The organism is Desulfogranum japonicum DSM 18378 (genome assembly GCF_000429945.1).
GTDB classification, from domain to species: domain Bacteria; phylum Desulfobacterota; class Desulfobulbia; order Desulfobulbales; family Desulfobulbaceae; genus Desulfogranum; species Desulfogranum japonicum.
On sequence record NZ_AUCV01000004.1, the window covers coordinates 167,611 to 182,172 of the forward strand.

General features: G+C 47.2%; 12 protein-coding genes and 1 tRNA gene. 7 read left to right on the forward strand and 6 right to left on the reverse strand.

The genetic code is table 11. The features are described 5' to 3' along the window. Positions 1-5: 5 nt before the first annotated feature. Genes G493_RS0105240 through aroA form a run of 4 tightly spaced genes read left to right on the forward strand, consistent with a single transcriptional unit; the run spans position 6 to position 3,758 of the window. Complete coding sequence (locus G493_RS0105240) at positions 6-935, forward strand: dihydroorotate dehydrogenase (protein ID WP_028579534.1); 930 nt, start codon at positions 6-8, stop codon at positions 933-935. Next, positions 932-1,624, forward strand: a complete 693-nt coding sequence (gene aroD, locus G493_RS27895) for a type I 3-dehydroquinate dehydratase (RefSeq protein WP_035273670.1) — start codon at positions 932-934, stop codon at positions 1,622-1,624. The genes G493_RS0105240 and aroD overlap by 4 nt, the downstream gene beginning before the upstream one ends. Then, a complete protein-coding gene (locus tag G493_RS0105250) occupies positions 1,621-2,454 on the forward strand; it encodes a shikimate dehydrogenase (protein WP_028579535.1) in 834 nt (277 codons plus the stop codon). The genes aroD and G493_RS0105250 overlap by 4 nt, the downstream gene beginning before the upstream one ends. A 26-nt stretch (positions 2,455-2,480) precedes the next feature. Continuing rightward, positions 2,481-3,758 (forward strand): 3-phosphoshikimate 1-carboxyvinyltransferase, encoded by a 1,278-nt coding sequence (gene aroA, locus G493_RS0105255; RefSeq protein WP_028579536.1) that lies wholly within the window; start codon positions 2,481-2,483, stop codon positions 3,756-3,758. A gap of 248 nt (positions 3,759-4,006) precedes the next feature. On the opposite strand, the gene G493_RS27900 is transcribed toward aroA, so the two are convergent. From G493_RS27900 to G493_RS0105275, 4 genes are all read right to left on the reverse strand, one after another. Next, positions 4,007-4,798 (reverse strand): SAM hydrolase/SAM-dependent halogenase family protein, encoded by a 792-nt coding sequence (locus G493_RS27900; protein ID WP_051309027.1) that lies wholly within the window; start codon positions 4,796-4,798, stop codon positions 4,007-4,009. Between the two features lie 73 nt (positions 4,799-4,871). Further along, on the reverse strand, positions 4,872-6,020 hold the full coding sequence (gene mltA, locus G493_RS27905; protein ID WP_051309028.1) for a murein transglycosylase A: 1,149 nt from the start codon (positions 6,018-6,020) through the stop codon (positions 4,872-4,874). 331 nt (positions 6,021-6,351) lie between these two features. Continuing rightward, the gene (locus tag G493_RS0105270; RefSeq protein WP_028579537.1) at positions 6,352-7,320 is read right to left on the reverse strand and encodes a hypothetical protein; all 969 of its coding nucleotides are present in this window, start codon (positions 7,318-7,320) and stop codon (positions 6,352-6,354) included. A gap of 16 nt (positions 7,321-7,336) precedes the next feature. Next, positions 7,337-9,664, reverse strand: coding sequence for an LPS-assembly protein LptD (locus tag G493_RS0105275; RefSeq protein WP_028579538.1), 2,328 nt, complete (start codon positions 9,662-9,664; stop codon positions 7,337-7,339). Between the two features lie 344 nt (positions 9,665-10,008). Here G493_RS0105275 and G493_RS0105280 point away from each other — a divergent pair, with 344 nt between their 5' ends. From G493_RS0105280 to G493_RS0105290, 3 genes are all read left to right on the forward strand, one after another. Further along, positions 10,009-10,998: a radical SAM protein gene (locus G493_RS0105280; protein ID WP_028579539.1), complete on the forward strand. Its 990-nt coding sequence runs from the start codon at positions 10,009-10,011 to the stop codon at positions 10,996-10,998. Between the two features lie 135 nt (positions 10,999-11,133). Next, positions 11,134-13,314 carry an Rne/Rng family ribonuclease gene (locus G493_RS0105285; RefSeq protein WP_028579540.1) on the forward strand — a complete coding sequence of 727 codons (2,181 nt, stop codon included), beginning with the start codon at positions 11,134-11,136 and terminating at the stop codon, positions 13,312-13,314. Positions 13,315-13,422: 108 nt separating this feature from the next. After that, a tRNA-Arg gene (locus tag G493_RS0105290) sits at positions 13,423-13,499 on the forward strand. 41 nt (positions 13,500-13,540) lie between these two features. Here G493_RS0105290 and G493_RS34785 read toward each other — a convergent pair. Both G493_RS34785 and G493_RS0105300 read right to left on the reverse strand, forming a co-directional pair. Next, positions 13,541-13,783, reverse strand: a complete 243-nt coding sequence (locus tag G493_RS34785) for a tyrosine-type recombinase/integrase (protein ID WP_084813431.1) — start codon at positions 13,781-13,783, stop codon at positions 13,541-13,543. A 111-nt stretch (positions 13,784-13,894) separates the two neighbouring features. After that, complete coding sequence (locus tag G493_RS0105300) at positions 13,895-14,248, reverse strand: winged helix-turn-helix transcriptional regulator (protein ID WP_028579541.1); 354 nt, start codon at positions 14,246-14,248, stop codon at positions 13,895-13,897. Positions 14,249-14,562: the final 314 nt, after the last annotated feature.

Below are 14,562 nucleotides of genomic sequence, written 5' to 3' on the forward strand. Positions count from 1 at the left end.
AAACTATTCCAAAAGCCGATCTGCAAGTCAACATTGGTGGACTCCCCCTTCGCAACCCTGTCATGACAGCGTCAGGAACTTTTGGCTATGGACGTGAATTTGAAAACCTGGTCAATCTCCATCGTCTTGGAGGTATTGTCGTTAAGGGTATTTCCATACAACCTCGACCGGGAAATCCTCCCCCACGCATTGTTGAGACATCCAGCGGGATGCTCAATGCCATTGGCCTTGAAAATGTGGGTATAGAACGATTTTTAACAGAAAAAGTCCCATATTTGAAGACATTGCGAACCAAAGTGGTGGTCAATATCCTTGGTGACTCTCTGGACGAATATGCCTATCTGGCAGAAAAACTCAGTGGTCACGAAGGTATCCATGCTCTTGAGGTGAACATTTCCTGCCCCAATGTCAAAAAAGGAGGTGTTGCCTTCGGGGTTGATCCGGAAATGGCCAAGGCTGTTACTGCTGCGGTTAAAACCGCTACTGATCTGCCTGTCATGATTAAACTTTCACCCAATGTCACAGATATCGCATCCATGGCGCAGGCCGTTGAACAAGGTGGCGCAGACAGTGTTTCCTTAATCAACACCCTCATTGGTATGGGCATAGACACCTCCAGCCGAAGGCCAAAATTGGCCAATGTTATCGGAGGATTATCTGGGCCAGCCATCAAACCTGTTGCCCTGCGAATGGTCTGGCAGGTTGCCCAGGCTGTCTCCATTCCCATTGTTGGTATAGGCGGGATTGAAACCGCAGAGGATGCCATTGAATTTCTCCTGGCCGGAGCAACCGCCATTCAAGTCGGAACAGCCAATTTCTACGATCCACAGGCCACGGAAAAAATTATCACCGGCCTCCATCAATACCTCTATGAGCAGAAGGAAATCTGTGTACGGAGTATCATCGGCACTATTCGACTGGGGAGTAGCACATGATTCCAGGAAAGCTCTGCGTAGCACTCACCGGTTACGATGCAGAAGCCATTGCCAAGCAAATTACACCGGTTACAGATCACTATGATGTAGTTGAAATACGTCTGGATGGTATGACCCATCCAGATATACAGGCCTGCCAGCAAAAAATTACAGGACCACTTCTTTTCACCCACCGCCCACTGTGGGAAGGCGGTACCTACAGAGGATCAGAACAGGATCGTCTTGCCCTTCTCGAACAGGCAATAGACGTCGAGGCGGCCTACATAGATATCGAACTTGAAACCGAGGCAGTGCTCCGTTCAAAAATTCTCAACAAAGCTCGGGCAGGAAAAACCAAATCCATTGTTTCCCACCACAATTTTTCCGGCACCCCTGGTCAGAATGAACTGGTCAACATACTACGCAGAATGCAGAATAGCGGTGCTGATATAGGTAAGATTATCACAACCGCAAATAACTCAACCGATGTTTCCCGGGTACTCAGTTTAATTCATAATGCACAGGAATTAGACTTTCCGCTGATCACTTTCTGCATGGGAGAGGCTGGCAGAATCAGTCGTTTTGCCACTATATACATGGGAGGGTTTATGACGTATCTTGCACTTGATGAAGCACAGTCGACAGCTCCCGGACAATTCAGCCTGAAACATTTTCACTCTCTCCTCACCCTATTTAACACAAAACAATGACCATTAACGGCTCAACACGCTTGTTTGCCATTGTCGGCAATCCGGTACATCACTCGCTCAGCCCGGTGATGCATAACACAGCCTTTCAGGCTCTGAACTATAATGGGGTCTACGTTCCTCTCCATATCCTCGATATCCAGGCCGGTTTACAGGGCATGCGACATCTCGGATTCAAGGGGGCTTCCATTACTGTTCCACACAAAGAGACTGTGCTGCCATTGGTAGATGAAGTTGACGAAATAGCTAAAGAAATCGGGGCTGCCAACACCCTGGTTTTCACCCCGTCAGATATCCCTGGTATCGGCAAGGTGAAAGCATACAACACAGACTGGCTCGGCTCCAATCATGCACTGGAACAACACATTTCCCTTCAGGGAAGTTCTGCCCTGGTGCTCGGCGCAGGAGGTGCTGCCAAGGCTGTTGCTTATGGCTTGCTGCGTGCCGGCGCCAAAGTCACTCTCTGCAACCGAACCCAGTCCAAAGCTGAAGAGCTGGCTCAGGCCCTGCAGTGCCAATGGATCCCCCAGGAAGCGTTGGCTGCCTGTACAGGGGATATCCTTATCAATACAACTACTGTGGGCATGACTCCCAATGTTGATCGGTCACCCTTTCCTGCAACTCAACTCCGCTATTTTCAAGTTGTAATGGACATTGTGTATGCACCATTGGAAACACAACTTTTAAAGGATGCACGGGAGCAAGGATGCAAAACCATTGACGGGCTTGCCATGCTCCTGTTCCAGGGAGTTGAACAATTTTCCTTGTGGACCGGCCAAAAACCTCCTGTTCAACTCATGCGACAGGCTCTTATTGATGCATTACCCGCTTAATTCAGATCACAGAGATTTTACATATCATGATTAGCATTCAACCCGTTACCACCATCGACAATACCATAACTGTCCCCGGGTCAAAAAGTCTTACCCAGAGAGCCTTGATAGCAGCAGCCCTTGCCCAAGGTACTTCAACCCTCTATGGCCCTCTTGCCAGTGAAGATACGGCCTATACCATCAAAGCTTTACATCAGATGGGTATAGAGGTTGATGACAATAATCCTGAACAATGGCTTGTCCATGGACAAGGCGGATCCATTGCCACTCCTGATTCTCCTATTTTCCTTGGCAATAATGGCACAGCAACCCGTTTTCTGACCTCTGTGGCCTCCCTTGGTCATGGTACAATGCATATTACGGGGAGCGAACGTATGGCAGAGCGTCCCATTTTACCCCTGATGGAAGCTTTGAAAGGCTGGAATGTAGACATCAACAGCGATGCTGGTACCGGCTGCCCTCCTTTGACTATCAAAGCCAAGGGTATAACCGGAAACTTCACCACCCTTCCAGAAGGGAAATCCAGCCAATATCTCTCCTCCCTGTTGCTGGTTGCTCCTTATGCTGCATCAGCGGCAGAACTCAAGGTAGAAGGAGACGTTCTATCTCAGCCCTACGTGCACATGACGCTGGCTGTTATGGCTGACTTTGGCATCAGGGTCGAGGCGGCTCCAACTCTGACCTATTTCCGTATTCCCCAGGGCCAATATCAGGCCAGAGAATATCATGTAGAAGGTGACGCCTCCGGTGCATCGTATTTCTGGGGAGCTGCAGCAGTCACCGGTGGCAAGGTAACCGTTGCCAATGTTCCGGTTCCATCTCTGCAAGGTGACGCAAATCTGGTACCTCTACTTGCCAGAATGGGCTGTGAAGTGACACAGACGGGTACTGGCGTGACGGTTCAAGGGCCTGAGCGCCTGGAGGGAATTGAAGTGGATATGGGAGACATGCCCGATGTGGCACCAACCCTTGCGGTGGTTGCGGCCTTTGCTGAGGGAACCACCACCATTAACAATATTGCCCACTTGCGAATCAAAGAATGCGACCGTCTCTCTGCTGTAGTAACAGAGCTGCGAAAAATGGGTGCCGAGGTGGAGGAAGAACAAGATCGAATGATTATCCACGGAAAGGCTGGCGGTTCCAATCTCCATGGTGCCTCAATAAACACATATGAAGATCACCGTATGGCCATGTGTTTTGCCGTAGCTGGCCTGAGAATCCCTGGGGTTACGATCACTGGCGAAGATTGTGTGGTAAAATCTTTCCCCCGTTTCTGGGAAGTATTCGCTCAGCTTGGAAAATAGATTGCACGACAATGGTTGCATCCAGATAATACCTGTCCGGGTCTTCCCATATATACGTTTTTTGCTCAAGTTCAGGTAAGCGAAGACTCTATGCCTGCGATACATTGTATCGCAGGCATAGAGTTGATATCGGCGTCTTCGCTTACCTTCGAGAATACAATTTTAAGCACAGCGCACAAATTGAAGGACAGGTAAGCAAGGAACGAGACTCTAAAAAGACTATTTATGGACAGGCTCCTATTGAACGGTTAGAGCGCACGCAACTTACACACCACCTCGTCACCAACTGTTACATCTAGTAAACTTACAGCTTTGCACTGATTTGCAGCGACTTCGATGAAACCATCACTGTCTATCAGGAATGCTGTTTCTCCAGAGGGAATTTCTGCATACGTGCGACAAAAAGTGGAGACCTTCTTTTTCCTGATTGTTAGCCATCGAACCTCTGCGTCAATATCTCCAAATTCTTCCCCACGCAATGACGTCCTGATATTGCCAAAATGATCAATACGGACCACGTGACCAATTACCAACTGCCCTTTACGCTTGACCTGACGCGGAAGACACCGGACACATGCATCCAGAGCCATTGCCTGGCCCAATTTCTCGCAGGGTTCTCCTCTGGCGATCCTTCCTGCAAGAGGAGCCATAATATCGCGGCCATGAAAGGTATGACTTTTTGCCTGCCCATAGGATGCTGCGTAGACGCGCTCAATCGTTTCCTGTTCCACTAGCGGTGAGAGAATTCCATTATCCGGACAAACAAACACATGCCCGTTACCTTCGGCGATCAGAATATTCCGGTCACTTCCTACTCCAGGATCTACAACTGCCAGGTGAACGGTACCGGCTGGAAAGTGAATATAACTCGCAGAAAGCGCATATCCTGCGCCTGTTATATCATGGGGCTGAATAGCATGCGTGATGTCCACAATACAAAGATCCCTGGCAATGGAAAGCAGCGCACCTTTCAATTGCCCAACGTAGGGATCCTCGAGTCCAAAGTCCGTTATTAATGTCACTATGGATAAGCTTTTCATACCGCAGTTCTCCAGTCACAATGTCTACAGCCCCGGTAAGGGCCCGGAGAACGGGTGATATGCGATTGCAGGGTCAAATATTTTTAGGCAATAAAACGTACAGCGCTCCCTGCTGCTTCACCCTGCCGGCAGCTACTCCGGCCTCAGGGCCTCTACCCCAGAAAAAATCCAGTCTCTTTGCCCCTTTAATCGCTGATCCGGTATCCTGAACCAGGGCAAAACGGTGCATTTCCCCGAACCCAATTACCCGACCATGTTGAATTCGGGGCATACGTGCTTTCAGAAACCCAACCACGCCAAGTGGGTATATGGTGCGATCAGCAGCAAGAGTTCGACCAGCGGACACCGGTTCCCCCATACTACCTATGGCCTCAATGGTATCTGACCAGCGAAAAAATATATAAGACGCATTGTGATTCAGAATTTCTTCTCCTTGCTCAGGATGCTCCTGAAGATAATGGCGAATTCTATCAAAACTGGCCTGCTCAATCTGCATGCGCCCTGTATCGACCATATATTTGCCAATACTGCTGTATGGATGTCCATTTCGATTTCCGTAGCCTATACTGCGCAGAGAGCCGTCTTCAAGGCGGATAAGCCCTGATCCCTGAATATGCAGAGAAAACGCATCTATCGGGTCTTTGAGCCACACTATCTCTTGACCGACCAGTTTCTGCTGCTGTTCTATTTCGCTTCGACTCCAATACGAAACAAATGCACCATTCTGCAGACGCCCTATTTTACCATCACCACGTTGGGCCAGAGTATCAGGGATTCTATACAGCGGATAACGAAACTCATTATCCGCTTTAAGGCGACCTTCCAGTATCGGTTGATAGTACGCTGTCACTAGAATGTCCCGCTGATGGATGTTTCCTGTATCTGCAGCAACCCGATACAGGGAACACTGTCGTTGTATGCTTTCCCGTAACTGCTCTGCGGATAGTCTCCTGGCAACAAGACGCTTCAACAATGTATTTACCTGTAGAAGCTGATCAACAGTAACGGTTTGCTCTCCAACATATAGCTGTTTTTCACCTGCTTGCCTTTGCAGATAACGTTCACTGATGGACAACGCATGAATCAGTCCGCCATAATCAAGATCATCGACTAATTCCGGCCATTCACGTAGCGGTACCTTGTGTAAACGAGGTTCCGCAGAAACGATGGAACAGGTACAAAACAGCAGCACGGCAAAAAGAAAACAAACGTATCGGTGCATGTATCAGAGTCTGAATAAAAAAGGAATCAAAGGCAAGACAGTATCACAGACAATATGACACTGAACAGAAAAGACAGCATATACCAACTCTAGCGAAGTCTTTCCATACATGAGAATTTTTGCTCAAGTTTAGGTAAGCGTAGACTCCGAGGCATGCGATAAATTTTACCGCAGACATAGAGTTGATATTGCCAGACAAGCGTGGAGCACAGCATAAGTGGCTACAGTTGCCAGGTTATGCCTGTTGTTTCATGCCCTGGTAAACAAGTCACAACATTTTATCGCATACCCCCGTGAACACACGAGCCATTCAGTCTGTGTAGAATATGTGTCAGTTTGCCGTAAAATGGCTGGAAAGCGCCTCTATAAAAAGTATTTTCTGCTCAGCTGGCAATGCATTGATGCCAGCGGCAGCTGCTCGCCCGCCCCCGGTTGGATATTGCCTGCACAACGCATCTGCACCTTTACGGTTGTTCAAAGGGGCGCGTACGCTCACCCGTTGGCTCCCATCTTCATTGAGAATCATTGTTGCATGTGCTTTTTCTGGCTTTTCCCGAGCTATCTGATTGGAAAAGACACCTACAATTCTGCGAGCCCAGGCAGCATTGGGTAACTCAAAAACACGCGCTGATTCGGTTTCAACAGTAGCACGGAGGGCCTCAGCCTGGGCGATATCTTCTTTGTACCCATTCCTGAGGGTTTCAAGAACAGCGCTTTGGCGGAAAAATTCAAATACGTCAGAATACTGTCGGACCTCTTTGTAGAGAATTGCCGGTGATACGTGAAGATCGTCCAGGGAAAAACCATACCCATTATAATTCAGTAATACACCGACTTCCTGCAATATGGTTGTCTGTTCCTGACTCAAACCTGCTTGCATGGCCCTGCTCAGGGCCACTTCATTGAGATTATCACCAAAAGCACCTGTAATGGCCCAGGGAAGATACATATCTTCGAGCAACCCACTGATAATAAGGGACGTGCAGGTTTCAGGTTCCGGATGGATATGAAGCTCCAGCCCTTCGCAGACAGGCAGATCACCACTGTAATGGTGATCTGCATAAAATACGGAATTGCCATTTGCAAGCAGTCGGTCTAGTGGACTGCGGTTTTTATCCAGGGATATATCGAGCACTGTAATCGCTGTATCAACGACCTTTTCAGCTGCAAGAACATCAAGTAGCCGTATATCTCTTTTTACACCGGTCAATAACCTGGCAGACGGACGAGGTTGATGCAAACGCAACTGATGCAGTGCACAGATGCCGTCAGCATCTCCATTAAACACATCAATGTACATGGAAAATCGACTCCTGTTAATTTGGCAGATGAACGCCAAATGGGTTGCCGATATTCGCAAGCCGGAACACAACCAAATACTTATGATCGTTTTCTGAGTAATTGGAAAGGAGTTCTACGGACCAGCAGGCCGGTTGATAGACCAGACGGACATTTTCTTCTACGGTTATATCATCGGAAAGAGATTTGGATAATTCATAGCCAAAGTAAAAATTATAAGGCAGAACCAGCCAGGCATCACCGCTTACGGACTCGGTATTACTTGCGTCATTAAACTTGTAGGTTGCAGAAAGGTAATCGCCCCTGTTACTTCGCATGGCCGCTTCTACGGAATGCCAATAGAAACCGTCAGCATATACGTCTGCTCTGGTTTTATATTTCAGCCACATATTGGGAAGCGGGTAGTAACCGAGATTGATATATACGGGAGTCAGCGGTTCATCTTCGTCTTCACTCAACAGGCTGTACCCCTGATAGATCTTAAAATAGCCATAATTTCGTTCCCTGAGATTACCGCTTGGTCCACTGAAAACAGTAAAATAGTTATCCGTGCCATAATAAATGGTGCTTTCATCGGCAATGGTATCAGTACTGTCCATATACGGGATCTCGTCCTGATCGGCATCGGAAACGAAATTATACTCAACATATGGCCGAAAGGTGTGCGTCCACGGGGTTTCACTTCCCATGAAGGTATCAAATTCACCAATCATGGTGGTCCCGATCTCGGCATTAAAATCCGCAAGAAGACGATTTTCAGTATCACCATCCTCGAATTCTACAGCCGTACCTTCTCCATTGGTACTTTGAGTGGTATCGCCATTCACCTGAAGGCCATAGAAAGTATCCCGGACACCTGCTGTAACCGTTGTCTCAAGATACTGACTCAGAGGCAACGATGTTGAAAGTTGAGGATGCAGGTCAAATCGATGGGCACCAACACCTTCTTCACGATAATAATTCACATAATCGGCGTCCCATGAAAAATCCACACTACTTCCATCATATAGCGGGACCAGACCTGTATATGTCAAACCTGGCAGTTTCCACAATTTGGAAGGAATGGTTTCAGCTTCGCTGATGTCGTCAATGATGACCACATCGCCCTGCAAAGACGTTCCATTATCAAAGGAGCGAAGTATTTTAAAAGAGTTGGTACGGTACCGGTTGGTATCATTTTCAAAACCACGTCCGAAAATTTCCTGAAAACGATCCTCAGTGTTATCGTAGCCAGTATTGCCGCTATCGAATTCCAGTAAATAGTCCTGATCTGAAACCAGGTCGATATCCAATCGTGAGGTCCAGTCACCAATATCCTGGTCTGCTTTGGCACGAACCCAATACCTGGACTGATTGGTGTGCTGGTAGCCGGTCTCTGTATAATACTCAGTCTCCGATGGATCACTCAACTCGTCTGACAGATAGTTGCCCATGATCATACCTTTATCGTCAACATCGACCATATAACGGAATTCCGCACCGACCATCACCCCGCGCTCAGCCATGAAATATGGATACAGTGTCAGGTCGCTGCTGGGAGAGAGGTTGATGAAAAAAGGCAATTCAACACCAAACCCATCACGGTCGGAGTAGGACATGGAAGGGAACAGGAATCCCGTCTGCCGCTGTCGTTTTGCAGGAAGGATCATGTAAGGTGTGTAAAGAACAGGTATACCTTTAATTCGAAAAGTCGCGTGTTTCAGGTAGGCATAACCACCATCGGTGATCTCGGTGTCTGCAGCAGCAAAACTCCAGGGCGCTGTTTCATCATCTTTGAGTTTACAGGTGATAATCCAGCCATCCTCAATATGATAGGTAAGGTCACCGGTTTTTTCTATAACCTTGCCTTCGATGTGCATGTCTTTGTACTCCCGTATAATCGACGCACCTTCAAAGGTTCCGGTTTCTTCATTGAGGTTCACAACCCCTGAATCTGCGGCCAGTTGATCAGGGCCGATATCAATGAGCAGGTTTCCCCGGGCTTTTACACGCCCCAGGTCAACATCGTAAACCATCCAATCGGACTTAATCTTGGTCAATACCTTGGTGGTGGTGACCACATTTTCCTCGCCCTGTTCTTCAGGCTCCGCGGCATCTTCCCCTAAAAGGTCAGCCCAGCCGGCTGATTCTTTTTTGATCGCCCGGGTAACGGCCTCCCGTTTTTCCAAAACTACATTTCCCTCAGCGATGATACTGGGAGGATCTTCATAACGGGTTAATTTGTCGGCGGTAATCTCCCATTGTAGGGCGTCAACTGATTCGGCACAAACCTCACCGGCACTTGAACAGACGACAAAAACAAGAAGAAGGTTGAGGATCGGGGACCTGGTTATATATTGCTTCACCTCGATCGGCTCCTTTGTAAAAGAGGTAACTTGGGGGTGGTTACGGTTCAATAAAGATTTACAGATAGTATTGACTGCTCTCTAATTATCTGCATAATTGTATTATATAGGCGCAATCAAACGAGAGCAACGTATTAGAATAACGTGTATAAAAATTACACATACAATGCGTCGGAATGTACGCCCATGGCTGTGTTGTGTCAAGACAAAACTCGTAGAATTGCCTTGCACTACAGGCCAATTTAGTTTAATAAACGGCAGGTTGAGGGGCAGGCAAATATCAAAGTCTCAGTGATTTGACCAAATGCACCTGCCATCAATATGTAGCCCAGCATACCCATTTTATGAAATATATCTTTGGCCCGGTACGTTCCAGGCGGCTAGGTCGATCACTCGGTATCGATCTTTTTCCATCAAAAATCTGTAATTTTGACTGCGTTTACTGCGAGGTTGGCCCCTCGCCGGCACTCTATCATATACGAAAAAAATACTCTCCCACCAAAGATATTCTGCTAGAAATCACAACCGCTTTTCAGGACGAATCGTTCAGCGACCAGATAGATGTATGTACGTTAACGTCCAGCGGCGAACCTACTCTGCATAGTGATTTCGGGCTTATTCTATCTCATCTCAAACAGACATCGTCAAAACCGGTGGTGGTTCTGACAAACGGAAGTACCATGGATTCCCCCCAGGTCCGACAGGAACTCTCCCTGGCAGACATTGTCATCCCCTCCCTGGATGCGGCGACACCTGCTGCATTTCAACGGGTGGACCGCCCCCACGCCGCTATTGAGGTAGAAAAAATAATTGAGGGATTAACAGCCTTTTCCCGGTCTTTCACCGGTCAGCTATGGCTCGAAGTGCTTTTTGTACAGAACATGAACGACAGTATTGAAGAAATTGAGGCTTTGACCCGGGCAATTGAAAGCATCCGCCCGGACCGGCTCCAGCTTAATACAGTGTTCAGGCCTCCAGCTACATCTTCGGCGCACCCTATCTCAGGTGACCAAATGAGGAAAATTGCAGATCTCCTCAAACAAAAGTTATCCACCCCCATTGATCTACCAGCCCCGAGCAGTCAAGTTGAAACCCCTGCCTGTGCAGAGGATAAGGACGAAGCTGCGTCGTCGGCTCAGGTAAGTATTGATGGGATTCTTCAAATGATTCAACGCAGACCGTGTACGGCTGCAGATATCAGCAAAACACATAATATAGGAAGTTCGAAAAAAGTTAAGCAACTTCTTGAACCGCTGGTATATGAAGGAAAAATTCGAACATATACTCACGAAGGACACTTATTTTACCAGTACGTACAATCACTCAACGCATAAATACGGCTGGAAACCAAATAATTCGTTGCATATGTTCGCACCCCTCACGGGAAGCGGCCTGCATACTCAGGCTTTTTTCATACACGCGAAAGGTTCAGGAAGCCCTGCTTGTACTCATTCAAGTAAGGTTACAATATGACAGAAGAAAAAAACAAGGAAACACCCAAAAAGAAACAAACCATCAGAAAAGCCAGTACCGGCGCATGGTGGAAAAGCATTGTTCCGGAAATACAAAAAGAAAAACAAAAAAGTGCAGAGATAAAAGCGAATAATCAATCGCAACCTGCTTCTCAGGCAGAGGAAGCTGAACCGGTTGAACCCATCGCTCGTCCTACCTCCCAGGAAGCGACCAACTCGCCTGCGATTACTCTGCCAGAGCCAGACAAGGCCATGGTTGAAGCGTCTTCAGAGTTTCCTCAAGAGCCTCCTCACGCTATAGAGCCATCACGGGAACAAGTTGAAACACAGGAAGAGGATGCATCCGAAATACCGGCTGCTGCAGAAACCGGTCAAGACACGGATGTGGAGGATTCATCACCTGAGCCGCTAGAACAGGAAAAAACGGATTCTGAATCGACAGCTCCTGAAGAAACAACTGAAGATGAGAAACCCAACGAGCCTAAAACTGTTGAAGAAAGGCCTAGAAGAGCTAAAAAATCGAAAAAACAGGGTAGAAAAAAGAACGACAATAGAAAAAGGCCACAGCCTGAAGTTGAGCAGGAAGAAGAAGAGGATGAAGAGGATGAGGAGCTGGAGCTGGAGGATTTCGCTGAGCAGTCCAAATCCGTACTGACAAAACTGCTTATCAATGCAGAAGAACCTGAAGAGTGTCGTATCGCTCTGGTGGAAGACGGCAAACTGGAGTCTTTCCATGCTAACACCGTATCTCGGGAAAGAACCAAGAACAATATCTATAAAGGAACCATTGTTTCCATAGAACCTAACTTGCAGGCAGCTTTTGTAGATATGGGCACTGGCAGGAATGGTTTTCTCCCCTTCAACGAAATACATCCTGAATATTACCGTCAGGACATCAGTGAACGTAATAGACAGCTCATTGCTCAACACCAGTGGAAAAAACTGAAGATTGAAGAGGTGGTAAAGAAGGGGCAAGAGGTCCTTGTGCAGGTAGTGAAGGAGGTCACCGGCAATAAAGGCGCTAACATCACCACATATCTTTCCCTGCCCGGACGTTTTCTGGTGCTCATGCCAGGAAGCGACAGTGCAGGCATTTCCCGCAAGATTACGGAGGAAGAGCGTCGCTCTGATTTGCGTCAGATGATGGCCTCCTTTAATATTCCGGAAGGGATAGGCTATATCATTCGTACTGCCAGTGCAGAGATAACCAAAACAGCTTTTCACAAAGACCTGCGCTACCTTCTTCGCCTGTGGGATGAGATAAAAACCAAAGGCCAGGAACAACCTGCTCCAGTGCTGGTGTATGAGGAAGAAAATACAGTTATCCGTTTTCTGCGCGACCACTACACACCTGAAATCAGCGAAATTCATGTAGATACTTCCATTTCCTATGAGTATGTAAAAAATTTCGTCCGACTTCTGCCTGCTTCACAACGTAAGGTGAAGATTAAAATGCACCGAGGTGCCAAACCAATCTTCAACCAGTACAATATCGAAGAACAGATTGAATCCATCTTCAAGCCTCAGGTGACCCTTCCTTCCGGTGGATCTATTGTTATCAACCCCACAGAAGCACTTGTTGCCATTGATGTTAACTCTGGACGTACCTCTAAAAATGCCGACTTTGAGGAAACTATCTTTCTGGCTAATATGGAGGCGGCGGCAGAACTGGCCCGTCAATTACGCCTGAGGGATCTTGGTGGACTGATTGTTGTAGACTTCATAGACATGCGTAATAAAAAGCATATACGCGAAGTTGAACGGCAAGTTCGCACAAGCATGAAGCGGGACAAAGCGAAAGTGGACACCAGCAGAATTTCCCGTTTCGGCCTCATGCAAATCTCACGTCAAAAGATGGGAGCTCCTATTGAAAAAGGCAGCTACAGAACCTGTAGTCATTGCCAGGGACGAGGGGTAGTTCGCTCTGTGGAAACCATGGCACTCTTCTACCTGCGGCGTATTCAGACAGGTATCAGTAAAAAGAAAATCGGACTGGTGACCTGCAGAATTCCACTGGATGTAGCTGAATATCTCTTGAATAAAAAACGTGCAGAACTGTATGACCTGGAACAGAAGCATAATGCAAAAATAGAAATCATTGCCAGCACACATCTTAAACCAGGCGAGAACCAGATAGACTTTATCTCCAGTACCCAAAATGACGAAAGCGCAGAATAGTTGCTACTGCCTTTTACTTCATGGAGTAAAATCAAAAAAAGAGTGCAACCTATAAAAAAACACTTGCCCAGAAATATAACATCGTGTATACATGGGCACCACATTTATGCGCCAGTAGCTCAGCTGGATAGAGTGCCGGACTACGAATCCGTAGGTCGGGAGTTCGAATCTTCCCTGGCGCGCCAGTAATCCCAAGGGGTTAAGTCATTTTGGCTTAACCCCTTGTTTATTTGGTGTGAGAAAAAGTGTGAGACTTTTGTCTCGCAGCCTCATAATCGCGCACCGCCTGTTTCTCCAGTTCTGAAAAACTGTGCAGATATATTTCCGTCGTCCTTCTGTTTTCGTGGCCTAAAATCTTTTGTATCGCTCCGATAGGCACATTCACACTGTCCATCAGCGACGCCCCTGCATGTCGAAGGGCGTGATATCTGAAGTAAGGCACCCCTGCCCTTTCGCAAAGATTCCGCATTAGATACTTTCAACACCTTTTATTATATTTTTAGGGCTAAGAATGGGTGATTAATCAGGGGCTAACGAGAAAAGATCTTCCAGAGAATGAATCAAATCTCGTTGATTGGTGCTATACCGATTCAAGCCGCTGCTCAAAGGTATCACCCCATTCCCTAAGACTATTAAGGACAGGCAAAATGGTAAGTCCGAACGTGGTCAGGGAATACTCTACCTTGGGCGGCACCTGGGCGTAGACCTCCCGGTTCACAAGTCCGTTCTGCTCAAGTTCCCGTAATTGTTGGGTCAACATTTTCTGGGTGATGTTTGGCATGCTTTTTTTCAGTTCCCCGAACCTGAGGCAGTCTACCCTGGAAAGATGATAAAGGATAACGGGTTTCCACTTGCCGCCAATGACCTGAAGAGTTAATTCCACTGTACAGGAATAGCTCCGATTTCCATTATGCTTAATGGTACATTCTTTCATTTTTTAATCAATCTCTCATTAGTATACAAATACATACTACCATACAAAAAGGTGCCTACTTTCTTTTTCTACTATATGCGTGTAATAGATTCAACAAGGTAACTGCTCACAGTGCACCTGACCTTTCCGCGTTCAGCCAGGCTTACGTATGATCCGTACACTGCGCCAGCCTGATTGCGAAACTCTCAGGTACCATGTAACCAGTTACAAATACGAGGGAGTTTTACATTTATCCATTTCCCTTATGAGGAGTTACTCAACACGTTGATCATGCCTGAAAAAAAATTCATGCCAGGCTGAGCAAAGGTGCTCGG

Bases quoted from the DNA above. Each gene is read 5' to 3' on its own strand.
- aroD (WP_035273670.1), top strand. From the start codon at position 932: ATGATTCCAGGAAAGCTCTGCGTAGCACTCACCGGTTACGATGCAGAA.
- G493_RS0105250 (WP_028579535.1), top strand. From the start codon at position 1,621: ATGACCATTAACGGCTCAACACGCTTGTTTGCCATTGTCGGCAATCCG.
- aroA (WP_028579536.1), top strand. From the start codon at position 2,481: ATGATTAGCATTCAACCCGTTACCACCATCGACAATACCATAACTGTC.
- G493_RS27900 (WP_051309027.1), bottom strand. From the start codon at position 4,798: ATGAAAAGCTTATCCATAGTGACATTAATAACGGACTTTGGACTCGAG.
- mltA (WP_051309028.1), bottom strand. From the start codon at position 6,020: ATGCACCGATACGTTTGTTTTCTTTTTGCCGTGCTGCTGTTTTGTACC.
- G493_RS0105270 (WP_028579537.1), bottom strand. From the start codon at position 7,320: ATGTACATTGATGTGTTTAATGGAGATGCTGACGGCATCTGTGCACTG.
- G493_RS0105280 (WP_028579539.1), top strand. From the start codon at position 10,009: ATGAAATATATCTTTGGCCCGGTACGTTCCAGGCGGCTAGGTCGATCA.
- G493_RS0105285 (WP_028579540.1), top strand. From the start codon at position 11,134: ATGACAGAAGAAAAAAACAAGGAAACACCCAAAAAGAAACAAACCATC.
- G493_RS34785 (WP_084813431.1), bottom strand. From the start codon at position 13,783: ATGCGGAATCTTTGCGAAAGGGCAGGGGTGCCTTACTTCAGATATCAC.
- G493_RS0105300 (WP_028579541.1), bottom strand. From the start codon at position 14,248: ATGAAAGAATGTACCATTAAGCATAATGGAAATCGGAGCTATTCCTGT.